The 25,564-nt window shown below is 40.6% G+C and carries 19 protein-coding genes; 14 read left to right on the plus strand and 5 right to left on the minus strand.

The window, feature by feature from the left end:
• The first annotated feature begins 63 nt into the window (after window positions 1-63).
• Both CDG77_RS02070 and CDG77_RS02075 read left to right on the plus strand, forming a co-directional pair.
• Window positions 64-588, plus strand: coding sequence for an SH3 domain-containing protein (locus CDG77_RS02070; protein ID WP_094327639.1), 525 nt, complete (start codon window positions 64-66; stop codon window positions 586-588).
• A gap of 317 nt (window positions 589-905) precedes the next feature.
• On the plus strand, window positions 906-2,246 hold the full coding sequence (locus CDG77_RS02075; protein WP_223269690.1) for a peptidoglycan-binding domain-containing protein: 1,341 nt from the start codon (window positions 906-908) through the stop codon (window positions 2,244-2,246).
• Window positions 2,247-2,282: 36 nt separating this feature from the next.
• Here CDG77_RS02075 and sbcC read toward each other — a convergent pair whose 3' ends face one another.
• Window positions 2,283-5,309, minus strand: coding sequence for an exonuclease subunit SbcC (sbcC, locus tag CDG77_RS02080; protein ID WP_094327641.1), 3,027 nt, complete (start codon window positions 5,307-5,309; stop codon window positions 2,283-2,285).
• A 363-nt stretch (window positions 5,310-5,672) separates the two neighbouring features.
• On the minus strand, window positions 5,673-7,754 hold the full coding sequence (locus CDG77_RS02090) for a cation:proton antiporter domain-containing protein (RefSeq protein ID WP_094327643.1): 2,082 nt from the start codon (window positions 7,752-7,754) through the stop codon (window positions 5,673-5,675).
• A 415-nt stretch (window positions 7,755-8,169) separates the two neighbouring features.
• Here CDG77_RS02090 and bchM point away from each other — a divergent pair, with 415 nt between their 5' ends.
• On the plus strand, window positions 8,170-8,856 hold the full coding sequence (bchM, locus tag CDG77_RS02095; protein WP_094327644.1) for a magnesium protoporphyrin IX methyltransferase: 687 nt from the start codon (window positions 8,170-8,172) through the stop codon (window positions 8,854-8,856).
• 50 nt (window positions 8,857-8,906) lie between these two features.
• On the opposite strand, the gene CDG77_RS02100 is transcribed toward bchM, so the two are convergent.
• Entirely contained in the window at window positions 8,907-9,176 is a 270-nt protein-coding gene (locus CDG77_RS02100) for a hypothetical protein (protein ID WP_143856949.1), read from the minus strand.
• Between the two features lie 407 nt (window positions 9,177-9,583).
• Between CDG77_RS02100 and CDG77_RS02110 the strand changes: the two genes are divergently transcribed.
• Window positions 9,584-10,063: a hypothetical protein gene (locus tag CDG77_RS02110; protein WP_094327646.1), complete on the plus strand. Its 480-nt coding sequence runs from the start codon at window positions 9,584-9,586 to the stop codon at window positions 10,061-10,063.
• A gap of 79 nt (window positions 10,064-10,142) precedes the next feature.
• Entirely contained in the window at window positions 10,143-10,523 is a 381-nt protein-coding gene (locus CDG77_RS02115) for a DUF423 domain-containing protein (protein ID WP_094327647.1), read from the plus strand.
• Between the two features lie 109 nt (window positions 10,524-10,632).
• Here the strand turns inward: CDG77_RS02115 and CDG77_RS02120 are convergent, their stop codons facing one another.
• Window positions 10,633-11,397: a nucleotidyltransferase domain-containing protein gene (locus CDG77_RS02120; protein WP_223269691.1), complete on the minus strand. Its 765-nt coding sequence runs from the start codon at window positions 11,395-11,397 to the stop codon at window positions 10,633-10,635.
• A 173-nt stretch (window positions 11,398-11,570) separates the two neighbouring features.
• Here CDG77_RS02120 and egtD point away from each other — a divergent pair, with 173 nt between their 5' ends.
• From egtD to CDG77_RS02155, 7 genes are all read left to right on the plus strand, one after another.
• Complete coding sequence (gene egtD / locus CDG77_RS02125) at window positions 11,571-12,605, plus strand: L-histidine N(alpha)-methyltransferase (protein WP_094327649.1); 1,035 nt, start codon at window positions 11,571-11,573, stop codon at window positions 12,603-12,605.
• A 308-nt stretch (window positions 12,606-12,913) separates the two neighbouring features.
• On the plus strand, window positions 12,914-13,108 hold the full coding sequence (locus CDG77_RS02130; protein ID WP_094327650.1) for a hypothetical protein: 195 nt from the start codon (window positions 12,914-12,916) through the stop codon (window positions 13,106-13,108).
• An 862-nt stretch (window positions 13,109-13,970) separates the two neighbouring features.
• Window positions 13,971-15,263 (plus strand): hypothetical protein, encoded by a 1,293-nt coding sequence (locus tag CDG77_RS02135; RefSeq protein WP_094327651.1) that lies wholly within the window; start codon window positions 13,971-13,973, stop codon window positions 15,261-15,263.
• A gap of 1,070 nt (window positions 15,264-16,333) precedes the next feature.
• A complete protein-coding gene (locus tag CDG77_RS02140) occupies window positions 16,334-17,503 on the plus strand; it encodes a helix-turn-helix domain-containing protein (protein WP_094327652.1) in 1,170 nt (389 codons plus the stop codon).
• A gap of 109 nt (window positions 17,504-17,612) precedes the next feature.
• A complete protein-coding gene (gene glpK, locus CDG77_RS02145) occupies window positions 17,613-19,148 on the plus strand; it encodes a glycerol kinase GlpK (RefSeq protein ID WP_094327653.1) in 1,536 nt (511 codons plus the stop codon).
• Window positions 19,149-19,322: 174 nt separating this feature from the next.
• Window positions 19,323-20,315 carry an N-acetyl-gamma-glutamyl-phosphate reductase gene (gene argC / locus CDG77_RS02150; RefSeq protein WP_094327680.1) on the plus strand — a complete coding sequence of 331 codons (993 nt, stop codon included), beginning with the start codon at window positions 19,323-19,325 and terminating at the stop codon, window positions 20,313-20,315.
• A 181-nt stretch (window positions 20,316-20,496) separates the two neighbouring features.
• Complete coding sequence (locus tag CDG77_RS02155) at window positions 20,497-22,398, plus strand: alkaline phosphatase family protein (protein ID WP_223269692.1); 1,902 nt, start codon at window positions 20,497-20,499, stop codon at window positions 22,396-22,398.
• 31 nt (window positions 22,399-22,429) lie between these two features.
• Here the strand turns inward: CDG77_RS02155 and CDG77_RS02160 are convergent, their stop codons facing one another.
• Window positions 22,430-23,110, minus strand: a complete 681-nt coding sequence (locus CDG77_RS02160) for a hypothetical protein (RefSeq protein WP_094327654.1) — start codon at window positions 23,108-23,110, stop codon at window positions 22,430-22,432.
• 536 nt (window positions 23,111-23,646) lie between these two features.
• Here CDG77_RS02160 and CDG77_RS02165 point away from each other — a divergent pair.
• Entirely contained in the window at window positions 23,647-24,288 is a 642-nt protein-coding gene (locus tag CDG77_RS02165) for a hypothetical protein (protein ID WP_094327655.1), read from the plus strand.
• 10 nt (window positions 24,289-24,298) lie between these two features.
• Entirely contained in the window at window positions 24,299-25,105 is an 807-nt protein-coding gene (locus CDG77_RS02170; protein ID WP_094327656.1) for a pentapeptide repeat-containing protein, read from the plus strand.
• Window positions 25,106-25,564: the final 459 nt, after the last annotated feature.

The raw sequence follows: 25,564 nt of genomic DNA on the forward strand, positions 1-25,564 counted from the left end.
AATAGTTAATCATGAATTACTATTGACTATTGACTATTTACTACTGGCAATCGGGTTTTAATTATGTTGTCTGGCTTAACAAAATTTATACTTGGGTTTTTCTTAGCGATCGCTGTATTGGTAGGTGGCGGCGTTGCAGTTGCACTCTATTTCATGAATCGCACCGGCATACCTCCTGCCAAACCCGTTTTTTCCAACGATAGCCCCTCGGTAAAAGCCCAAGCTCCAAAAGGAACTCAGCCTGGAGGAGCTAAACCCAGCCTAACACCTGGGACATCTACTAAATCGTCTCCAACCTCCACTCCCACAGAATCACCAAAGGCTACCCCATCACCAAAACCATTGCCATCGGGAGCTTACCGAGGGCGTGTTAGTTGGGCTGAAGGCTTGAGTTTGCGATCGCAACCAAATCAAGAAGCTGAAAAAATTGGTGGGGTTGCTTTTAATCAAAAAATTATTATTTTGTCAGAAAGCGAGGACAAAGCTTGGCAAAAGATCCGTTTGGAAGGTAGCGAACAAGAAGGTTGGGTGAAAGCAGGTAATACTGAAAAAGTTGATGAACAACAGCCTGAAAAACCAGAGCAATAAAAATTCTATAAATAAATTTTGTTGCTCTGAAACTAGGATGGCTCTTTTAATTCTTTCTCCCTTCTAAGAGTAGATCCCCTCCCCCTGGCTATTCTGGTGAATTACTTGTAAATAATCATACAAAAAGCAAGCATAACACAGAGAAACTGGTATAATCCTCCATAGCCATAACTTGAAAAAAGCAAGTGAAAACAGGGGTAAATAGTTATTTAACTAAGCTTGCCTCAGTCTATGAGGCATCCAAAAGTGTCAAGACTGTTCCTAGCGTAGCTAATTTCAAATTTTTGAATTGGAAAAAGTTATCTAGCGGTGCGTCAATGCGTCTTTTATCTGTGGCACTGATTACAGGGCTTCTGAGTATAGCTGGGCAAGCTTTAGCACTTCAGAAAATCGGAAGTAATGGGCCGGAAGTTAGCAGTAGCCAGAGATGTTTAAAAAAATTAGGCTACTTTAACGGCCCTGTTACAGGTAAGTTTGCTGCTTTGACTCAAAATGCTGCGATCAAATTTCAGCAAGCAAACAGAATACCTGCTGATGGGGTTATAGGTGTTAATACGCAACAGGCTTTACAACGAGCATGTCAAAGTAGAACTGCTGGTAGGAATAATAGTACCGCATCGCGTAGGCGCAGCCCACCGCAGGCATCGCCAAGTGGCCAATATCCTGTTCTCTCTCAAGGCAAAACTGGTGCAGCCGTGACAAGGTTACAACAGCGTCTGCGGCAGTTAGGTTACTTGAATGCTAATCCCACTGGAAATTTTGGCCCAAAGACTAGAGATGCTACGATCAAATTCCAGCGAAATTATGGGATAGCTGCTAACGGGATTGTGAATCAACAAACTTGGAACGCACTGCTAGGTTCGTCTCCAACTCAAGCCAGAACCAGTCTCTCTACCCAACAAGTCAGAGAACTACAAGTGCGGTTGCGGCAGTTAGGTTATTTTAATACTAATCCCACTGGGACTATTGGCCCGGTAACTAGAAATGCTGTGAGCAAATTCCAGCAAAATAATCGCCTACCTGTAGATGGCATTGCCAATGCTCAAGTTTTGGAGGCAGTGCGTAGAGTCTCTACAGGCGGATCTATTACTCAACAACCGAGCAGAGATTATCTGACTGTAGGCGATCGCGGAGATAATGTCACATTAGTTCAAGAGCGTTTATCGCAGTTGGGTTTCTCTAATATCAATCCTGATGGCTTTTTCAGCGATTACACCAGAGATACTGTGATTGCATTCCAGCAATATTCTCGAATTAATGCTACTGGAAATGTAGATTGGGCAACTTGGCAAGCATTAGGTTTGAATAGCTCAACTGGGGGTAATTATACTGAAGCTAATAGTTATGCATCAACTCCTAATAATGACTATGTAGCACCTCAAACTTATCGCTCTGTATTACCTCCTAGTAGTGGTTATGTGGTACCTGTTAACAATGGCAACACATTAGTTGCTAGTAATCCTTACAGAGTAATAGTGCCAATTTCCAGTAATGATACTCTGAGTAAAGTGCAACAGTATATACCTGATGCCATCACAGAGCAATCCCATCTAGGGGATTATGTGAATGCTGGAGCATTTAGCGATCGCGCCCAAGCCGAAACCCTAACGAAAAAGCTCCGCTCATTAGGTCTGGATGCACGAGTAAAATACAATTGAATTAGGGACTGGGGATTGGGGACTGGGAAGATTTGATTAAATTGACAAACTTAGCTGCGAACCTTCTTGAGTTTTATTCACCTCAATTCTGGCTTGGAAAGCTTCTTTGAGGTGGGGCATGTGGGTAACGGTGAGGATGCAAGCGAAATCGGAGGAGATCGCATTAATCGCGGCAATCAGGCGATCGCATCCTTCAGCATCTTGTGTACCAAAACCCTCATCTACAATCAACAATTGCAACGCCGCCCCCGCCCGTTGCGCTAATAATTTCGCCAGTGCCAAACGGATGGCAAAGTTAATTCTAAAGGCTTCTCCACCAGAGTAAGTTTCATAAGATCGCGTTCCTCTAGAATCGGCGATTAAAATATCTAGGGTGTCTATCAGCTTGGCATTTTTCTTAGTTGATTTAGCACTACGTCCAGCTTTTTGAGTAATAAATTGTACATGAAACTGATTGCCGCTCAACCGCGAAAGTAGTTGATTTGTCTCAGCTTCCAGTTGTGGCAACACATTTTCAATCATCAGTGCTTGGATACCATTTTTACCAAAAGCTTGCGCTAATTCCTGATAAACACGATATTCTTGCTTGCAAGATTGTAGTTGCTGTTGCTGTTGATCGTACTGAATTTGCAGCGTTTCCAGTTGAAGCGCCAACTGTTCCAAACGCCCCAACTTGGCTATTTGCTCATCGAGTTGTCGTCTGCGTATGGCTAACTGCTGCTCTAGAGCTTGAATTTGGGCAGATGGGTTAGCTGTTGCTTGTAATTGCTGGATAATGCTTTCAATTTGTCCGCCGAGTTTTTGCCGCTCGGTTACTCTGGCGCTTCTGGATTCCTCCAACTCTTGCAATCTCGCTTGGAGTTGAGGATATTGCTGCTGGGCTGACAGCAGTTGTTGATACCGCAAATGCCAAGATTGAGCTTGGCGGACAGCCGTACGTAAACTATTGTGCTGCTCGGAACTGTAACCAATTTCGGCAATATGACGCTCAAGAGCCGCGATTTGTTTAGCGCATTCAGAATCAGTCTGTTCCTGCTGGATTCTGACTTGTAATTGAGCAATTTGGGATTGTAATTCTGGTTTTCGGACTAATAGTTGCCCTTGTCGCTTAGTAGCATCTTTAATCTGCCCTTGTTTGATTTCTGCCCATCGCCACCGTTCAACTTCGCTTCGGGCGAGGGCGTGGTCTTGTTCATTATAATTAGCTTGTTGCAGATATTGGTCTAACTGTCGGAGTTCGGCTTGTTTATCAGGAGCATAATCACCAGCTTGGAGCGATCGCTCTAAATGTTGTTTTTCAGCAGCAATTTGTTGTAATTGTTGTTGAACATCAGTTGTAGCTTCTAACTGGGCTGCCAACTGTCCTCGCTGTTCGCGTAAACCATCGTAACTCGCCAATTGTTGAGAAATATCCCGATATTCCTGCCTCAGTGTCTGAATTTCTTTGTCAGACACAGCCATTTGTTCTCGCACTACCCAAAACTGCCCTTGAGTATCCTCTAACTCAGTCTGGGTTTTTTCCACCACCCGATTCCAGTGATGTTCATCTAAAGGACGCTCACATAATGGACAAAGTGCTTCAGGATTTTGGAGCATTTGCAATTTTTGCTCTAATTCTCCCAGTTGCTTTTCATAATCCCGTTGGTGAGCTTGCAGACGTTCAATAAAGTGTCGCCTTTCTTGCCCTTTTTCCTGCACTCGTTGCAGATAAACCCGCTTTTTCTCCAATTCCTCAATCTGGATTCCCACATCCATCACCGCTTGTTGTAGTTGCGGTTGTCGTCGCTGCTGGCGTTGCAATTGATTCTCAGTACTTTGGAGTTGTTCGAGTCGCGCTAATAAACCAGCATGAGTGCGATCGAGTTGGCTTTGTAAAGTTGCTCGTTGTTGCAACAACGGAGTCACTTGCATTTGCAGTTCATCTAAGCGATTAACATGGTGACGGGCTGCGGCTAGTTGTGACAAAGCAGCTTCGACTTCACCTGATTTAGTTAGAGTTTGCTGAATATCTCGCTCTTGTTGTTGCAAAGCTTCTAGCTGCGCTTGGGCTTGTTGCAGTTGCCGTTCGATTTCGTGAATTTGTTTGGTAAGCTGTTGTTGCTTTTGTTGGCGAGTTTGCCCAGCGCGGGTATATTCTTCAAATTTGGCAGCAAAGGCTTCTTCTTGAGATTGGAGACTTTGATATTGGGCGTATCCAGCTTTAATTTCAGCTTCTTGGTGTAATATTTTTTCTAAATCTGATAGCTGAGAGCCAATAGCTGATTGTTCTTGTTGGAGGCGATCGCAATCTTGGGTAAGATTTTGGTATTGCTGCTTTATAAAGGTGAGTTGTTGTTCCCAATTTTGGCGCTGGTGCTGGACAACTTGCAAACTTTGTAATTGAATATTATCAAAGGCTTGTACCTGTTGCAGTTGGTTGAGTTCGGCTTCTAACTCGACTCTTTGCGCTTGGGTAATCTCGCGTTGTTGCAACTGAGTTTTTATCGACTCCAAAGAACGCTCTAACTCTATTGCTTGTGCTTTGAACTGACGAGAAGATTCCTTTGCCCGTTCTTCCAAATCATCGTACTGATTGAGTTTCAATAACTCCGCTAAAATTTCTTTGCGTTCCGTCGGGCGCTTGAGCATGAATTCATCTGCACGACCTTGACGTAAGTATGCAGAGTTAATAAATGTATCATAATCAAGCTTGATATGTTCTAAAATCAAATCTTGGGTTGCTCTTACCCCTTTGCCAGTGAGCGAGCGAAATCCAGATGGGATTTCAATTTGAAATTCGAGGACACTAGTACCGCCCCGAATTCGGGTACGAATCACCCGATATTTTTGCTGGTTACTTTGGAAAGTAAAATCAACTCGAACTTCTTTTGCGCCAGAATAGATGACATCATCTTCAGCAGTGGCACGGCTTTCACCCCAAATAGCCCAAGTGATTGCTTCCAGAAGCGAAGATTTACCCGCACCATTGGAACCCGAAATACAAGCCGTATGCAAACCACGAAAATCTAAAGTTGCATCACGGTAACTAAGAAAGTTTTTGAGGATAAGTTGTACTGGGATCATTCAGGCTATAGCGCCACATCTACTTTTAATAATTAACAGTACAGATGCACTGTTTGTTAGTTTAGCTATCTAGATATCAGGTTTCTAGTCTTGAAGACATCAATTTTACAAAAATTAACAATATAATGAGTAAATTTTCTTGTTGCCTGAAAAATTTTTGCTATTTCCAGAGAAAAATGAAACTTCCGTGGAGAGCGATCGTTATTTCTCCCTGTCGTCTGAGGTGAAAATATTATAATGACTGCGGCGAATTCTCGAAAGACGATGAGCGATCGCACCTTTCCTACACTCTGTTTGTTTGAAAAGTGTTTAGCTGTGATTTTAGGCACTTGTTGATGAAGAGTACTTACACTAGTCACCACATCACGAGTGAGGCTCTCCAAGCAAGACAATTGAGCATTTCAACTCTCGAAGTAACTGCGTTGTCACTTCGCTGACAGCTAATCCGCCGGCTGTGCGATAACGAACGGAACGCAACACCGCCAAATCAAACGCCTGAGCCTCCCGAATTATCACTCTAGCAATATCATCACCCCTGATTGTTTGGATATTTGTATTCACCTCTAATTGGCTTTTAGAGGTAATATCAGACAATTGAGATACAAAATTTTCCACTCGATTCTGAGGTGTTTTGCGATCGGATACGTGCAATAGTACAACTTCTGCCTGATTAGCATCAGCCAAAATCTGTGCAAACCGCAAAGCGCCGATGGTTTGGCGCGTTAAGTCTCCAACTGGTACAAGAATTCTTTGGATTGTCTTAGGACTACTTAAGAGGCGTGTTACTGCTACTGGACAGTGAGAAGACCAGAAAACGCTATCAATTACACTACCAAATAAGCGGGCACGCAAACCTGTTGTCCGCGACCAACCCATCACTACTAAACTAGCGTTTTGTTCTCGACTGGTGCGGCTAATTCCTAAAGCTGCATCATCATCAATCCGAATTGCTGGTGATACTTCTACCTCAAATTCTTGACTTATGTCTTTAGCTAAATTCAATCTTTCTCGACTTTGATCGAGTGCTGTTACTAATTGCGGATCATCCATCTGAATATGTGCTTTAGTAATAGCTAATGGCACAATTTTTCCAGATTCATGACTAGCCAGTAACGCTGCCATTTCTATTAGATAGCGCTGGGTTTGAGGGTTGTATATTGGCACTACTACAGTAAATGGATCTTGTTTTTTTTCCACTAGATCATCTTCATTACCTTGCCACCAAGTTGTCAAACTATCTGTTGCAAAATCTGACTGAGAAAGCTGTAATGCAGAAGCAAATCGTGCTGTTATTATGGGGCCTAGTATTGCAGTTACCAGCATGAGGACAATCACACTGTTTAAGACAGCTTCACTGATTAAGCGTTCACCAGCAGGATTTTTCGTTTGATAAGCAACCAGCGTTGCTGCTAGTGTGGCTGCTACCTGTGGTAGTGACAATGACCACATTGTTAGCATTTCTGCCGTGTTGTAGCGATACAATAATTTGGCTAAGAATGCCGCTATAAATTTGCTGCCAATCAAAGCTACTACAATTACCAAAGTTAGCCAAATTGAACTGAGGGTTTTGATAAATGCAGGAATATTAATCAATAATCCCATGTCCACAAAGAAACAAGGGATAAATAAAACACTACCAATAAACTCGATTTTTTCTTTAACTGGGCTACGTCCCAGAACATCATTTACAGCTAAACCTGCTAAAAAAGCACCAACGATTTTTTCAACCCCAATTACCTGCGCTCCAACTGATGCTAAAAATAATGCTAGTAAAATAAACAAAAACTGATTACTTTGTTCATCTCCAGAACGGCGAAAAAACTCTTTTCCTGCCCAGTCAAAGCCAAACAGAACGACAGCAGAGTAAATTGCTAATCCACCTAATAAAATCGCTAAACTCATGGCGGAGAATTGTCCTCCATGAATTCCAACACAAATCGCTAATACTAGCAAAGCACCTGTGTCAGTAAAAATTGTGGCACCAATTGTGACGGTTACAGCTTCATTTGTTACCACTCCCAGACGACTCACAATTGGATATGCCAAGAGGGTATGAGAGGCTAGTAAAGAACCAATTAGGACGGAGGAATTCCAACCAAAATTGAATAATCGCCCTGTAGCAATGCCAGCAATCAATGGAACTAAAAATGTTAAAATGCCAAACCCGATTGAGCGATTTCTAGTTTTACGAAACTGCTCTAAGTCAATTTCTAACCCTGCCACAAACATTAAATAAAGTTTGCCGATATCAGAGAGTAGATTGATAGTTTCAGACTCAGGATTTAACAACTTTAGTCCATTTTGCCCTAGTAATATACCTGCAACCAACAACCCCACTAATCCAGGTAGTCGTAGTTTCTCAAATATCGGGGGTACAGTAAAGATTACTGTTAGGAGAATTGTAAATGCAACGATAGGACTGTCTGTTAGCGAGTTCAGTGCCATGTGTAATAATTAAACCTAGACAGAAAATATACAAAATCTTTAAGAAATTTTACTTATAATTTTTATGTATTTAAGTTTTATTGGTTACAAAAAATTAAATTTTTAACAGCATAGATGTTGCGATCGCGATCGCGACTCTACCTTAAGAAGGGGTTATCTACATCTACAGGTTGAAATAAGAATGAAATTTATAGTAACAAAAAGAATAGATGTTTAAATAGTAGGAAATGCGCTCAATAAGTCATAAAACAACAATATTTTCTTAAAAATAGCGGTTATTGTTTAAATGAATTAGAGGTATACATATTTGCCCCCTACTTCTGTCCACCATATCTAGAAAAATCTGGAAGACCGCTCTTATGGGTTCCTATCAATGATAATTTTAAGCATTGGGAACCCCTAAAAATCAGAGTTTATGAACGCAGCCGACGATAAAACGATTGTTCGTGAGTATTTCAATTCCACAGGGTTTGACCGTTGGAAGCGAATCTACGGCGATGGCGAAGTCAACAAAGTCCAACTAGACATTCGCAATGGACACCAGCAAACCGTAGATACAGTTATCGGCTGGTTGAAGGCTGATAATAATTTACCAGAGCTATCAATCTGCGATGCTGGGTGTGGTGTCGGTAGTCTCAGCATTCCCCTTGCGGTAGATGGTGCCAAGGTCTATGCCGCCGATATTTCTGAGAAAATGGTGGAAGAAGGCAAGGATAGAGCCAAACAAACCTTGGGAAATAATGAAAATCCTACTTTTGCCGTGCAGGATTTGGAATCGTTGAGTGGGAGTTACCATACCGTTATTTGCTTGGATGTTCTCATCCACTACCCCCAAGAAAAAGCCGATGAGATGATTTCTCATCTCTGTTCCTTGGCACAGTCGCGGATAATTCTCAGTTTTGCGCCCAAAACTTGCGCTCTGACTATACTAAAGAAAATTGGTAGTTTCTTTCCCGGGCCAAGTAAAGCGACTCGTGCATATTTGCATCGTGAGGCTGATGTGGTGAAAATTTTAGAAACTAATGGTTTTTCATTGCAACGAAAGGCGATGACGAAGACTCGCTTCTATTTTTCCCGCCTGCTGGAAGCTACACGCAACTAAGGTTAAAATCGCAGCAAAGGTCTATTTACCTTTGCTGCGATTTGACAATTTCAAGGCTTAACATTGGTAGGTATTGTAGTTAGTAGCGCTAAGTTCTGATTTTGCTTATCGTTCTGATTGGGAGCATCAGTAAATATCATAAAATAAGCGATGGCGATCGCAGCCGATCCTAAGAAAATAATTCCAGGAAGTAACCAGATTTCCCTTATATTCCGGTAAATTGTATCCTTAGAAGCTTTGATAGAGGATACAGCTGGTTCAAAATTCTGGGGATGCTGATTTAAATGGTTGCAGGAATTGTTCAATTTCGGTGTTATCAAATTGCTTAATTTGTCGAAATATTACATGATTACTGGGTATATTGCATGTACTTAATACCCTTGCTTCCTCAGAGGATGTTTTAAAAGTATTTAGCTGTGATTTTAGGCACTTGTCGATCCCCCCTAACCCCCCTTAAAAAGGGGGGAACCAGAATCAAAGTCCCTCTTTTTAAGGGGAGCCACTGCGGTCTTGGGGTCTCCCCAAGTGAAGTAAGTGGCGTGGATTTAGGGGGATCTAGAACGTTTTGATACCTACAATAAGACTTTTAAAACATCCTCTCAAGAAAGGCAGGCAAAAAATTTGATGCGAAAGCTAAAAAATCGTCGCTGGGAGTAGATTGATATATTGGAAGCTTTGCGAAAGTAAGGTTAAAATCGCTAGCAAAGTGTAAATCTGAAGTGAAACTATGAAAACTGCTGAAAAATTGGCTGCTGGTTGGCTACTGACACTCGGATTCATGTTTCTCACGCTATCAGCAACAGCTATATTGGAAAAATTTGCTACAGGTAAAGCCATCTTAATACCCACAGACAAGTATGATTTTACTGCGCCAAATGCTACTTACGAAGATGATAATGCTGCTGTTGGTGGTCTAATTTTTGGTGTGCCAACTTTAACATTGGGGACATGGTTAGCATTGGGATTGTATCGTCAAAGTCGGCAAGAGAAAAAGGCGCTTAATCAACAAGTTAGCGATCGCCTGCAATCGATTTTTTATGAGATGCTAGAAGAAAATCATGGGCGCGTAACTGTTTTAGGCTTTGCAATGCACTCACAACTACCCGCAACCCACGCCAGACAGTATTTAGATGAAAAAGCTAAAGAATTCAATGCAAACTTTAAGGTGAACGAAGAAGGGGCTGTATCATATCATTTTGATGTCTAATTGTCATTTGTCTTTTGTTATTCACCAATGACCAAAGACAAATGACAAATGACTAATAATCAACTTACGGCTAGGTCTAATGACGCAGATTTTTTTGAGTGTAGCTGCAATTTTAGGCGGTTTGTCAGTTGCTGCTGGTGCTTTTGCTTCCCATGCCTTACGGGAAAAAATTAGTGAGCGATCGCTAGAAATTTTTGAAACTGGCGCTCGCTATCAAATGTATCATGCTCTAGCACTTTTTTTAGTTGCCATCCTAATTAGTCGTACCGAGTCCCCTCAACCCACTCTCATCGCCAGTGGATGGCTGTTTCTCATTGGTATTGCTATTTTTTCCGGTAGCTTGTACGCCCTTAGTTTAACCGGTATTAAATCCTTGGGAGCGATCGCACCACTCGGTGGTGTAGCTTTTCTTGCTGGTTGGGGTACTTTAGCTTTTGCTGCTTGGAATTTGAAGTTGTAAAAAAGTTAGAAATGCGGAGTTAAGAGTTTTTGACTCCTAACTCCATTTATTGAAGTCTTAATTCTCTCCTTCCAAAGTAGGGAAAGGAACATTCAAGTATAAAAAGTAATTAATATTCATCCCTCCTCGCTCTCAGGCGTACCAACAAATTATGCAAAGCCACATTCGCTGAAGGTACTTCAGGTAATTGGCTAGATTCATACGCCTCTTGCAACTTATTACGCAGACGTTCATATTCTCTTCTATGAAAATCTGCATTAACATCTGATAAAATAGACTTTTCTTTACCCACTAGTTTCTGGGCAATTAAATCATGAATGTATGGTAAATTAAACACCTCATTCAGCTTAATTAAATTAGCTTCAACTACCCCTGTTTGCATCAGATAAATCCCAGTTAAGAGAACTCGATAAACATAAAGTAATGGCTTTATTTGATGCGTCTGTTCTTTATCAAAAAGTTTCCATTGGGTTGCTGAAAAACCAAGATAGTGGTGACTATGGTGACGGGTAATGCAATTATTAGCAAGAGATTTTAATTCTTGATGTTCTGGTGAAGTTGTTAATATTAAAGGTGAATATAATTGTTCTAATACGTAACCATTCTTTTTAAGTAGCATCAAAAAGAATTTTTTGACATCATGAGTTACTAAATCAATTTCCAAAGATTCACGAAATTCTGAAACTTCAATAGTTTCATTGCCAGTTTCTAATCCCACCACTTCTTGAACTGGTAAAATATGCACACCACGCAAGTCATAATCAGAATCAGGCGACGGAAAACCATACAAGTGGGAACCACTAATGATGGTAAATAAAAGCGGGTAAGGCTGTTGCCCAATAATTGTGTTAAGTGAAGGTGGAATATTCATCATCTGCCGTTTACTTCCTTACCTCGGTTCGCCTGAATCATTACGAGCATCTTCTGTCTTAATGCTTGAGCTATATAGCTCAAGCATGATTTTATTAGCTATGACCATGTGTTTCACTATTGGAGTAAAGGTTTGCCATCAAAGGTAACTTATTACGCCAAGCATACGGAGGTTTAATGTCGATATCTAAAGCTGTTAACAGTAATGTTACTTCTCAAAACAATGTTGAAAAACGCTTGCAGATACAGCGTTTGCTAGGAGCAACTCAAATAGTTGCACCTAGTAGTGGGAGTGATGTTGTGAAGGGATTAACTCAAACACCTAAATCTCTACCCCCTTCTTACTTTTATGATGACCGTGGTTCTGAGCTATTTGAGCAAATCTGTGATTTACCAGAATATTATCTCACACGCACAGAAACAACGATTTTACAGCAGTATGCTGACGAAATTGCTAAGATTACTGGCCCTTGTGAATTGGTAGAACTTGGCAGTGGCAGTTCTACCAAAACCCGGATTTTGCTAGATGCCTACCAAAATCTAGGTTATTCTCTGCACTACCTACCAATTGATGTGAGTGCAGGTATGTTGGAGACTAGTGCCAAGCAGTTATTGGGAGATTATCCTTTACTGCAAGTTTATGCACTAGCGGGAACTTATGAATTAGCGCTTGCACAACTTCTACCAACGCAATTACCCAGCAGGATGATTTGTTTTATTGGTAGCAGTTTAGGTAATCTTACACCTGGTGAGTGTGATGTCTTCTTTTCGGAAATTACAGAAGCTTTGCAAGTAGGTGAGTATTTCTTGTTGGGGATAGATTTACAAAAGCCGAAACATATTTTGGAACCAGCTTATAACGATCGCCAGGGAGTGACGGCAGCATTTAACCTCAATATGCTAGAGCATTTAAATCACCGCTTTGACGGCAATTTCGACACCACACAGTTTGAACACTGGGCGTTTTACAATGAAAGTGAGCAGCAAATAGAAATGCATTTACGCAGCCTGCGATCGCAAATTGTAGAATTACACGCTCTTAATCTCAAGGTTAATTTTGCACTAGGTGAGACTATCCTTACCGAAATTTCTCGCAAATTTGACCTCGATACCATCAAGCAGCAACTCACTGCACAGGGTTTATCACCTCTTGAAGTGTGGACAGATCCAAATCAATGGTTTGGTTTATTGCTCTGTCAAATGCAAGCATAAAGCAAATTAAGCTATGCCTCACATAGTATAGCGGTTCTCAGTTAAGTCCAATATAGACCCTAACAAAAACAGCCCCAACCCTTGTTGCGTTGAGGAGTAACACTTCCATTTTTCTCTTCTTAAAGGAGAGAGGAATGGAAGTGAGGTCAGGGTATATTGCATACAAACAAGAACCGCTATGGATGATATTCATCTCACCCTAGCAAAAGAGAATAATTAAAATTTCTTTTGCTGGAGTGATATTTTTATTAGCAAAGTCGCACATCATGTAAATATTAGCCACTGATTATTATTGCTGCATCGAAGTTGTGGGAAAAATTCTGCTGGATATAGGAATCCGTAGCTTTGGCTTAGTTGTAGTTATATTGGCATTAGCAGTAGAAGAGTTATTGATTGCCTCAGAGATGATAGCTGGTTTGTTATTAGTAGAATTGGCAGAATCACTCAATGGGATAGCCGGAGATGAATTTGAAGAGATGGAGCTAATATTTTCAGTATTTTGACTGTTGGGCTTTACCGGAGTTTGACCTTGACATGGAGCAATGATGAAAGTCGAAGTTGTTCCTAATGCTAGTATGAGCAAACGACAAAAGTATTGTTGCATAGAGATTGGCAAAATGGTTGGTAAATATTCAAAGTTTCAAGTAGTTGTGCTTGTTCTTAGTTATAAATAAAACCGTAACTTCCCCATATAAATCATGGTATTTCTATCCAATCAAACCTGAAAGTCAGGTTTGATTGGATAATTACTAGCACTTGTTAGGACATTAATTAGCTAAAAAGACTGGAGCGTACCCAATCAAATCCCTTATAAATTAAGGGTAATGGAATTTTCTCTTTAATCAAAAGAGAGCAGTCATTTTGAAACTGCTGAATCAGTCTGATAGAGAGTTAGCAAGTAGATACATCTAGAATAGCTGACGTTTTTGTTCATCAACTAAGCCAGCACAACCATTAATACTTTAGTTGTATTTAGCTTGTTAATAAAAGAGAAAAATTACTGATTTTTATAAAAAGCTAGTTTATAGAAAATCAACTTTTAAATCACATATTTAAGTAACTAAATCAGAAAGTTTATATACTTTTAATAAAACCTGACCTTTATGAAGTAGCTTCTGTAATAAATACGTGTACACGTTCAGTAATAGATACTAATCGTTTATCTCTAGAACTCCTAAAGCAGCATCCCGTTCGGATCGGAAAAATCAGCCAGCAATAAAGTGATAATTTTTTGATCTTATGTCGATATTTTAAGGTTTACTATCCCACCTGAAACTTTCAGAGCATCTGGGGATTCTTACAAGTTAGACTAGATTTCTCTAGTTAGTAATGGCGACACTCACGCCCCTATTTGTCTGAAAATATATGAAATTTAGAACCCTCAAATATCCTTTCGCACTCATGCTAATCGGCTTCAGTTTTTTGCAGACAGCTGATGCTCAAACTCCTGTAGCTGAAATTTCCAAGCTATCTCAAGAAGTTTCTGTACTTCGGAAACAAGGCCCAAGCGGGTTACAAGTATTTCTCAAATCACATGCTAATACGTTAAGTATCAATTCTTCAGATGCAGCCGTACCTTCCCCTGCACTCCGGGTAGCTTTAGATGAACTCTGCCAACAACGAGACTGTTACGCCTCTCGTCTCTACTGGTACACTGATATAGAGCAAGCCAAGGCGGCTGCTAGAACCAGTGGTAAACCTATTTTATCTCTGCGGTTGCTAGGTAGGCTGGATCAGGATTTGAGTTGTGCTAATAGTAGGTTCTTCAGGGTAGCACTGTATCCAAATAGTGAAATTTCTAAACTGCTTCAAGACCGCTTCATTTTACACTGGGAATCAGTGCGCCCTGTACCTAAAGTAACTATTGATTTTGGCGACGGACGCAAGTTGGAGCGAACAATTACAGGCAATAGCATTCACTATATATTAGATGCATCGGGTCGTCCAATTGATGCAATTCCAGGGTTATATAGCCCAAAAGCATTTTTGCGTCAGTTACAGCAGGCTGAAGTAGCAGTAAAAAATTATAGTAAACTGACACCAAGCGATCGCGAGGCTTATTTAAGAAAATACCACAGCGATCGCCTGAATTCTATCCAAGCCCAATGGATTGCAGATTTATCCCGCCTGGGTATCCAGTCTCCCCCTCAGTTGGTAAAAATTCCCAGCAATCCCAGTCAACCACCAACAGCAGAAATAGCAAGTTCTCTAGCAGTTTCTAAGATGAGAGTTGAAACGCCAATGCTGAGTGCTTTCCAGTCTGATGCTGAACGGAATCAGAACGCCTTAGCTAAAATTACCGACGAGGAAGTTTGGAACAAAATCGCTCAACTCTATGCGGCTGATGTCAAGCTAGACCAAAATAGCATCTCTTTAATCAAAGCTAAAAGGTCTCACTCTGTCAACACTCAAGAAGATAATTTGCCGATAATAGTGAAAAAATTTGAAACCACAATGGCTTTAGATACAGTCAGAAATGAATATATGCTACACAACCAAATTCATCAATGGTTTATCCAAGGTAAGCAAACAAGGAGTGTGGAAGCGCTAAATGAGCAAGTATACGCCCAACTATTTTTAACTCCTAGTTCTGACCCTTGGTTGGGGCTTTTCCCCAGCGACAGTTACAGCGCCATTGATAATGATGGCATCCGTTAAGCTAATACCGGATATTTCAGGTATTTAGAGGTTGTTTGAAAAGTGTTTGGATGTTATATTTAAGCACTTTTAGATCCCCCTAACCCCCTTAAAAAGCAAAGTCACCCAATTTACCGAGGGATTTAGAGGGATCTAGGACATTTTGATACCGACAAAGAGACTTTTAAAACATCCATTTAGACCACAACTCAGACAGTGCAGTTCAATTACTTGAAAAGCGCTGTAAATTCAAGTAGATAAAAAGGAGTGACGAGATTTTATCGTATTGACACCTCACCCATCACTCCTTATGACTTACGCGTTGATTAGCTGTTACGCATTGTTAAATTACACCAGCTTACTACTTCATTTATCCTCTAACTAAAGAGGCGGATAATTGTTAAGTTGTTACGTGATTTTCTATACGATTTTTTTTATCGATCAAAGATAATTCAGTAATTAGAATTCCGTCAGGTATTTTGTACGACTGGTAGACTTCAGTTTTACTTTTGCCTGTGCTAGAGAGTTGGATAATGGATTTGAAAATCGAAAGGCTCTTATTTGCTGCTTTTTAAAGAAGTTGGGAATTTTGTTGTGAAAATTATTACTAATGAATGTATTTATGAACACAAGCAAGCTTAACTTGGATTATATGTCTTTAGTAGTAGTGGCTTGATTCTTGTCATGGAAGTTGAGGAAAATATTATCAGTTATCATCAAGAATATTAAAAACAATTATCATTAACGCTAAATCATTCATTGGGGGAATGACAAAGTGAGTTAAACAAAAGTTGAGTCCAGGATTTTTTCGATTTATGCTTTATTATCTAGTTTGTCTGCTACTCGCAATTTTTACTGGCTTATCAGTTTACTCATAAATTAGCATAATCTTAGGTCAGCATATTTTGGTGTTTTTATTAGCTGAGTTTACAGAATTGTCCCACCAAAGGTAGAAGTAACACTTAGCAAAATACCGTAGACTTTATTGTAAAAAAGTATCTGGGTAACTACAGTTATCAACGGGCACTCTGTAATTTCCTACTAGTAGATTTTTTTGCTCAACCTCTGCAAACAAGTAGCGGGAATTTAAGGTGAACATAGAAAAATTTATTCAACGCGCAGAAACATTGCAGAAGCGTTTAGCAGATTTATACCAAACTGCTAATGTATTACCTTGGATTTCACCGGATCTACTGCCGCAAGCTTTTAAAGAACTTTACAATAACTCAAAGATAGTAAAGTTAGCGGCACAAGAACTGTATCAACAAAATGAGGAACTTGTACAAACACGGAACTGGCTAGAAGCAGAACGCCAACACTACCAAGATTTATTTGAGTTTGCGCCAGATGGCTATTTAGTAACTAATACAGAAGGAATAATTCAAGAAGCTAATCATACCGCAGCTAAGTTGCTCAATGTTTCAAAGCATTTTTTGGTGGGCAAACCAATGATTAACTTTGTCCCTCTAGAAGAACGTCAACAGGTTTACAGCGAACTCATCCAGTTATCCCAATCAGACAGAGTTAGAGAGTTATTGGTACGCTTGCAACAACGTTATGGCGAGTTTTTTGATGCAGCTTTGACAGTGACAGTTGTCCGCAATCAGCAAGATAAGGCAATCTCTCTGCGCTGGATAGTACGTAATATTAGTGGCCGTCAGTACTTAGAATCAGGAATAGTCAAGAATGACGGCGATTTCTTCAACGAGCGCCACGTGCATAAACATTCTAAAGGAGAAACTATTCCCCTCAATCCATTAGTAATTTGGTATGTTTCTCAGGGTTTGGTCAAACTCAGTACCTACTGTGAAACGGGTGAAGAAGTGTTGATAGGATTGGCAACAGCAGGAATGGTTTTTGGCTCTAGTTTGACTTCTCTAAACATCTACCAAGCAACAGCTTTCTCTGATGTTAAGTTGGTATCAATTTACGCGGCAGAGATAGAGGCTTCTCCAAATCTGAGCCATACGCTTTTACCAAAAATCAATCAGAGATTACGGCAAACAGAATCTTTTTTAGTCATTTCTGGAAGGCGACGAGTACAAGAGCGCTTGCACTATCTATTAGAACTTTTAAAACGAGAAGTGGGTGAAAGTGTACCGGAGGGAACTCGCCTAAGCGTTCGCTTTACTCACGAAGATATTGCTAGCGCTTGCTGTACTACCAGAGTAACAATTACACGATTGATGGGCAAATTACAAGAAGAAGGTATTATCAGTTTTGACTTAAAAAAACACATGATCTTGAGAGATTTCGATTAATTACAGATAGATTTTTGGTGAAGAAATATGACCTAAATGGACACAAAATAATGTATATCTGATTTAATGCGGATTGCTAAAATCGCAATCGCAGGATGTTAAAGCAGCTATGCACACACTTGGCAACACAACTCCATCATCGGGCTACATCTTAGCACTGGACTTAGGTACAACAGGCAACCGCGCCTTTGTATTTAACGCAGAGGGCAAGATTGTTGGGCAGGCATATAAAGAACTAACTCAGTATTATCCGCAGCCCGGATGGTTAGAACACGATCCTCAACAAATCTGGAAAGATACGTGTTGGGTAATGCAAACCGCGATTAAAAATGCCCAGATTGTTCCATCCGCGATCGCAGCATTGGGACTAACTGTACAGCGCGAAACCTGCTTGATTTGGGACAAAACTACTGGTAAACCACTCCATAGAGCGATCGTCTGGCAAGATCGCCGCACTGCTCCCCTTTGTCACCAGTTACAAGAGCAAGGCTATGCTGATGAAATTTACGATCGCACCGGATTAATCATTGATGCTTATTTTTCTGCTACCAAACTCAGGTGGCTATTAGCCAAGGTTACAGATGTTGACCTGAACAATGTCTTAGCAGGCACTATTGATACCTGGGTGTTGTGGAATCTTACAGGCGGGAAAGTCCATGCCACCGACCACAGCAACGCCAGCCGGACAATGTTGATGAATCTCAAAACCTGTGAGTGGGATGAGAAATTACTGGATCTGTTTCAGATTCCGGCTGATATTTTGCCTCAGATTCAACCTAGTTTAGGAGTATTTGGAGTTACCGATACTACTTTGTTGGGCGTTGAAATTCCCATTACAGCTATCTTGGGGGATCAACAAGCGGCTTTATTTGGTCATGGCTGCGATCGCCCCGGTTTGATGAAATGCACTTACGGGACTGGCAGCTTTTTGGTAGCTCACACAGGCGATCGAATTGTGCGATCTCTACGAGGGGCTACGCCTACGCACCATCAACTTATTTCTACAGTGGCATGGACAAAACCAAATTCAAGCGGAGCATTAGATGTAGGCTATGCCTTAGAAGGCAGTATGTTTACCAGTGGAGCTTGTATCCAATGGTTGCGCGATCGCCTCAAACTGATTAAAACTGCTGCTGAAAGTGAAACGATGGCGAATCAGGTCAAAGATAATGGCGGAGTCTACTTTGTACCTGCATTTAGTGGGCTGGGCGCACCCTATTGGGATATGAGCGCGAGGGGAGCCTTTTTTGGCATTACCGCCAGTGTAGAACCAGAGCATCTAGTACGCGCCGTGTTGGAAGCGATCGCCTATCAAGTTCTGGAGGTAGTGCAAGCAATTAATGAATCTAGTAGCAATCCAGTTGGACGATTAACCGTAGATGGTGGTGCTTGTGAGAATAATTTTTTGATGCAGTTCCAGGCTGATGTTTTAGGTATTCCAGTTGAACGGCCGATAATGCGCGATACGACTGTTCAGGGTGCAGCATTTGCAGCAGGTTTAGCTGTAGGATTTTGGGAGAGCTATGAAGCACTGGTGCAGCAACGGCAAATTGAGCGTGTGTTTGAGCCGGAGAGCGATCGCCCATTGTCCAACTTTGGTACTTGGCAAAAAGCAGTGAAACGAACTCTTGCTTGGGAGGAGTAGTTACCTTTTGATCGTGTTAATTTCTGTGTATCCAAAAAATTTACTTTGGGCAATGAACAACAAGGATCAGAGCCTTTTTGAAGATCCTTTAGAAGATGTATAAATATATAACGTAAACTACTAATCGGTCAAAATATCACTCATATATTCATATATAAGGATGCTTCCCGCATGATTACTAAACCTAAGATTTTTATTGATGGCGAATCAGGAACCACAGGCTTACAAATTTACTCACGTCTCAATCAACGGGATGATATCGAGTTAGTTAGCATTGAGGCATCTAAACGTAGAGATGCAAGTGAGCGAGCTAAACTAATCAATGCCGTCGATGTTGTTATTCTCTGCCTACCTGATGATGCAGCCCGCGAAGCTGTTAGCTTAGTCAGTAGTACTACCGTTAAGATTCTTGATGCGAGTAGTGCCCATCGCACAGCTAATGGCTGGATATATGGGTTCCCTGAAATTAATCCAGGACAGAGAGAGAAAATCGCCAGCGCCCAGTTTGTCAGCAATCCAGGCTGTTATCCCACAGGATTTTTAGCCTGTATCCGTCCTTTGACTGCTAAGGGAGTTTTAAAAAGTAATTTTCCCATCACTGTTAATGCAGTATCAGGTTACTCTGGTGGCGGAAAGAATCTCATCAATCAATACCATACTTTCCACGAACAGCAAGCCGGAGGGGAGTCACTATATCCTTATGCCATCTACGGTTTGCAGTTTGGACATAAGCACGTCAAGGAAATGCATTATTATTCAGAGTTAGCATCGCCGCCACTGTTTGTACCGTCAGTAGGAGATTTTGAGCAAGGGATGCTAGTTCAAGTACCTTTACCACTAGGAATTTTGGATAATCCACCATCAGGTGAGGTAATCTATGAAGCGATCGCTAATTACTACCAAGGTGAAAAATTTGTGCAGGTTGCTCCATACCAAGATTCTACTCTGCTGCGAGACGGAGTATTTTTGGATGCGATGTCTACGACGGGCTACGCCTACGCAATCAACGGCACCAATATTGTTCAGGTTTTTGTATTCGCCAATGACACCACCAAAGAAGCGTTGCTAGTTGCTCGTCTCGACAACTTAGGCAAAGGCGCATCAGGAGCCGCAATCCAAAACTTAAACATCATGCTAGGCTTTCCAGAAGAATTGGGATTGTTATGAAAAAGCATTAGTGAATAGGGAATAGGGAACCCGGATTTCTCACCACATCTTGATTAAGCCTGCGCTTGAGCAGAGGAGCAGGGGAGAGTTCAAATACCAAGTTCTTTCCTCTCTGCTCCTCCTTATATATTCTGGTATAAAAAAATTAGTATTCCAGTTAACACGCAATAAAGCTTGATGCATGGTTCAATTAGATACTAAAGCCCCAAAAGCCGGAAATATCTATATTTGGAGATGTGGTCGGATGGTTTTACCTAAGATATATAAGACTTTTCTGATAATAGCTACTGTTACACTCGTGACAGTATTGGCAGTTTCAGGGTTTGCCAAAACAAAACCTCAACACAATATAATAATTTTTATTACCGATGGATTGCGACCTAGTAAAGTTAATGCTCAAGAAACTCCTAATCTTCATGAGATTCGCCAACAGGGTGTAAGCTTTGTCAATAGCCATTCACTCTTTCCTACTTTTACTACCGCTAATGCTTCTGCGATCGCAACTGGACATTATCTCGGTGATACTGGTGATTTCAGCAATACAATTAATGTTGGCTTTCCTGTCAATAGTGCTAATAATAGCCCCGTTCCTTTCTTAGAAAACAATGCTGTTCTGGGAGAAATTAGCCAACACTTTGATGGCAATTATTTAAACGAAGAAAGTCTATTAGATGCCGCGCGTGAAACTGGATTTAGTACCGCTGCCGTTGGAAAGATTGGGCCAGTATTAATTCAAGATATTACTCAACGAAGTGGTAAATCTACAATCATAATTGATGATGCCACAGGTTCTCCAACGGGAATTCCTTTGAGTTCTGAAATAGCTGAATTGTTAACAAAAAATGGCATTGACTTAAAATCACCTACACGAGGAGATAACGGTAAATCTGGGAACAGCACAGTACCAGGCACTAAAATCGCTAATATAGTTCAACAACAATACTTTGCCGATATAACCACAAAAGTGCTATTACCTCTATTTAAACAACGGCAAAAACCTTTTGCTTTAATTTATTGGTCACGCGATCCAGATGGAACTCAGCATAACCAAGGTGATAGCTTAAACACTCTGACTCCAGGCATTAATGGCCCCACTTCATTTGCCGCTCGTCAAAATGTCGATAACAATCTCGGACAAATCCGTGCCGTTCTCAAACAGCTAAATTTAGAAGCTTCTACAAATATTTTTGTGACGGCGGATCACGGTTTTTCTACAATCAGCAAGGAGAGCAAAACCAGCTACTCAAAGACACTTGATTATCCAGATATTATGAAAGGATTTTTGCCACCTGGTTTTCTAGCTATTGATATCGCTCATGGTTTAGGATTGCCTTTATTCGATCCAGATAAGCAAAATGCTGCTGTCGATCCAACTCAGGGTCAGTTTTCTAAAAATGGTTTAATTGGCAAAGAACCCAATAAACCTGATGTATTAGTGGCTGCTAATGGTGGTTCAGATTTGATTTATTTACCTAATAGTGCCAATAACAAAGCACTTGCTAAACAAGTTGTAGATATCCTCTTAAAAGAAGATTATGTTAGCGGTTTATTTGTAAATGATACATTAGGCTCAATTCCAGGGACTTTACCATTAAGTGCGATCGCGCTCAAGGGTAAATCTCATCTTCCTAGCCCTGCGATCGCAGTAAACTTTCGGACATTCGATACTGGTTGTGGCGATCCAACTGCTTGCGGTGTGGAAGTTGCAGACACTTCTTTGCAGCAAGGACAGGGGATGCATGGCTCTTTTAGCCGTGCTGATACTTACAATTATATGGCTGCGATCGGCCCTGACTTTAAGAAAGCTTTTGTAGACCGAGTACCAGTGAGTAACGCTGATGTACCAATTACCTTGGCTAAGATTTTAAATTTGAATATTCCTCATCAAGGAAAACTTATAGGTCGTGTTTTAAATGAATCTTTGGTCAGAGGAGTAAAAAAAGTTTATTTTAAATCTAATACTTTGACATCTCAACCAAGTACTAATGGATTAAAGACAATCTTGAAGTATCAAACTGTTGGCTCAACTCGATATTTTGACGTTGCTGGTTTTCCTGGTCGTACTCTCGGTTTAGCAAAATAGTCCGCCATTGGTATATTTAAATATATGCTATTTAAATTGATGGATTTGGAATCTGAATAAATTCTTCCCATCGTTCAATTTTTTCATGCTCATTATACTGAAAATCTTCATAGCTAGTTGAAGCATTACTGATATTGAAAAGTTGAGCAAAATCAGAAAACTGTTTTGCTGCGTGAAAAACTTTATCATGATGCAAGTCATCAATATCAGTATGGTTTTCACCTGTTTGTAACCGTTTCAATAATTCTAGGCTTCTTTGATAGAGTTTTTCACGTTCTTCTTCAGAGGGAACTGTCAAAACTTCAGCAATCTTTTCAATAGTTGTTTGATTCTTTGGTAGTTCAGCTAGCAAATCGGCAAAAACTTCAGGCTTTCCTCGTAATTTTTCTTTCTCTTCTCTGGATACAGTTTCAAAATAGTCTGGAATTGAACTATATTCATCAACCTGTTCATGCCTTCTGTAATAAATGTAATAAAAAACATCGTCATCATGAAGAATGAGATGGAGTAAATGTCCAGGAAATTGCTGGGCGATCGCAGCAGCAATATTAGGATCTTGCCCTTGTCCTGAAGGATAGACGCTAATCCAACCGTTAATACATGGAGAAATTAAAAACTTCTGTTTTTCTTGTGCAGCAAGGCTTTTTACAATCTCTGCTATTTGCTCAGTGTCGGTTGAGCGAATGTGAATAGAACCGTAAGAAGTGCCCATAAAAATTTTGAAGGATATGTGACTATTTGAGTTTACCCATCATTTCCTTTAAATAACTCAAGTTCTGCTACTGCTTGCGCTACGCAACTGTGGGGAAACACAATAGATTAAGATTAGCGAATAGCCTATTATTTTCTGGTTTCCATCTGCCTCACTTCTTGCCCACTTTGTCAATGTGTAAATATTAAGACTGTGAGTTTGATTGACTGCGGTTTTGGCAGCATTTTGAAGATATCCGCACAAGCCCAGCCAACTTTTTCCGCTTCAGTTTAGCTAAAAACTTTTTTGTCACATCAACTTTATCAGTAAATCAAGACCAGTTAGGCATTGCAGAAAGCGATTTGTGCGTAATAAAGCTTGTACAATTATCAAGGTGGTTTTTACTGCCAGAATACTTCTCAGGTGTAAAATTTATCGACAGCAAAATTTTTATACTTTGTATTTTTCCATCCTTCACTTGTGGCAAAAATGACCCAAGTTAAGCACTCATATATTGCAATAGATAACTTTTACCCTTATGACTGGAGAGCAAAATCTTGGGAATAGAACTACGCAGTTTCGTATTTCTCGACAACCTGCAACCTCAACATGCAGCATATATGGGAACAGTAGCCCAAGGCTTCTTACCATTACCAGGGGATACATCACTGTGGATTGAAATCTCTCCTGGTATCGAAATTAATAAAATTACGGATATAGCCCTGAAATCTGCTTCTGTCCGTCCGGGTGTACAGGTAGTTGAACGACTATACGGACTATTGGAAGTTCATTCTAGCTCCCAAGGTGAAACGCGGGCTGCTGGTCAAGCAATTTTGGCGGCACTAGGAGTCAAAAGAGAGGAATGTCTAAAACCGCGTGTTATTTCTAGTCAGATTATCCGCAACATCGATGCTTATCAAACACAACTGATTAATCGCACGCGACGGGGACAGCTACTACTAGCAGGACAAACACTATATGTACTAGAAGTGGAACCTGCTGCTTATGCTGCACTGGCTGCCAATGAAGCGGAGAAAGCAGCGAGGATTAACATTCTTGAAGTTCAAGCTGTAGGTAGCTTTGGACGACTTTACTTAGGTGGGCAAGAACAGGATATTCTAGCAGGTGCGGCGGGAGCTTTAACAGCCATTGAAAATGTAGCTGGTCGAGCAAATCCTCTAGGTGGTCGTCAGGAGTAAAGGAGAGAAAATGGCAAATCGAGAGCATCTAGCTTTACTCAAAGCAGGTGCAGTTACATGGAGTGAGTGGAGAAAGAAAAATCCTCAGATTGAACCAGACCTCAGCGCCGCAAATCTGCAAGGGGATAACCTCAGAGGCGCAAACCTCCAGGGGGTAAATCTGAGAAAGGTAGATTTGGGTAATGCTTTACTTGTGCGAGCAAACCTCAGTAGTGCTGACCTCAGTAGTGCCAACCTCTCCAAAGCCTTGCTTGTTGAAGCTAACTTGAGTGATGCTAACTTCAGTGTTGCTAACTTGAGTGGTGCTATACTTACGCAGGCAGATTTGAGTCAGGCTAATTTGATTGGAGCCGACTTGAGTGAGGCTAATTTGAGAGGTGCTGCGATCGCTCATGCTAATCTAATTGGAACTGACCTAAGAAGCGCTAACTTAAGAGATGCCGATTTAGGTGCAGCGAAGCTAATCCGGGCTAATCTCTCTTTTGCCAACCTAATTGAAGCTAACTTGATTGAGGCTGACCTCAGCGAAGCAACTTTATATGAGGCGGAATTATTGGGGGCTTATCTTTATAAAACCAACCTTTACAAAGCTAATTTGAATAAGGCTCGCTTCAGTGGTGCTTATCTGTTGCGGGTTAACTTAAGTGAAGCTGACTTGAGTCAAGCTGATTTAAGCTGGACTAACCTTAGAGACGCGAATTTGGCAGGGGCAAATCTCAGAGCAGCTAACCTCAGAGGAGCCGACATTCGGGGAGCTAATCTTAGCGGTGCAAATCTTCAGAAGGCAATTATGCCTAACGCTTCTAGGCATGATTAGTTAACAATAAAGAGCAATTGATGTTTAGATTCATTTTCTGAAGTTTAAACTAATTCGCAGTGCAAAATCACCTAGCACTGCTGAGTTAATTAGCTTCATTTTAGCACCATCTTCTTTGGGGCATTCCTTGGCAGAATCAGCTTCAGTCGTTAAAGAAAATATATAAATTTTATATAAAGCTGAAGTTTTGTTATGCTCAAAAATGCTTTGGATAATCCATCAATTTAACTTATGTATTTTGAAATGAATTTCTTTAATATAAAATTATTTTTTTTACAGAAAAAATTTCACATTGAAACCTAACTTAACGAGAATAGCGGATTAATCTGGAAAATTTTGCTGTATTTACTAGAAATATAGCATTTTTGAAAATAGACTTAATTAAAGTTTATAAAACTCTTAACTTAAGTATTAAAAATTACAAACCTTCTATTTTTAAGATTTCGTAAAGAAGTTGAC

This window comes from Nostoc sp. 'Peltigera membranacea cyanobiont' 213 (genome assembly GCF_002245975.1).
Lineage (GTDB): Bacteria > Cyanobacteriota > Cyanobacteriia > Cyanobacteriales > Nostocaceae > Nostoc.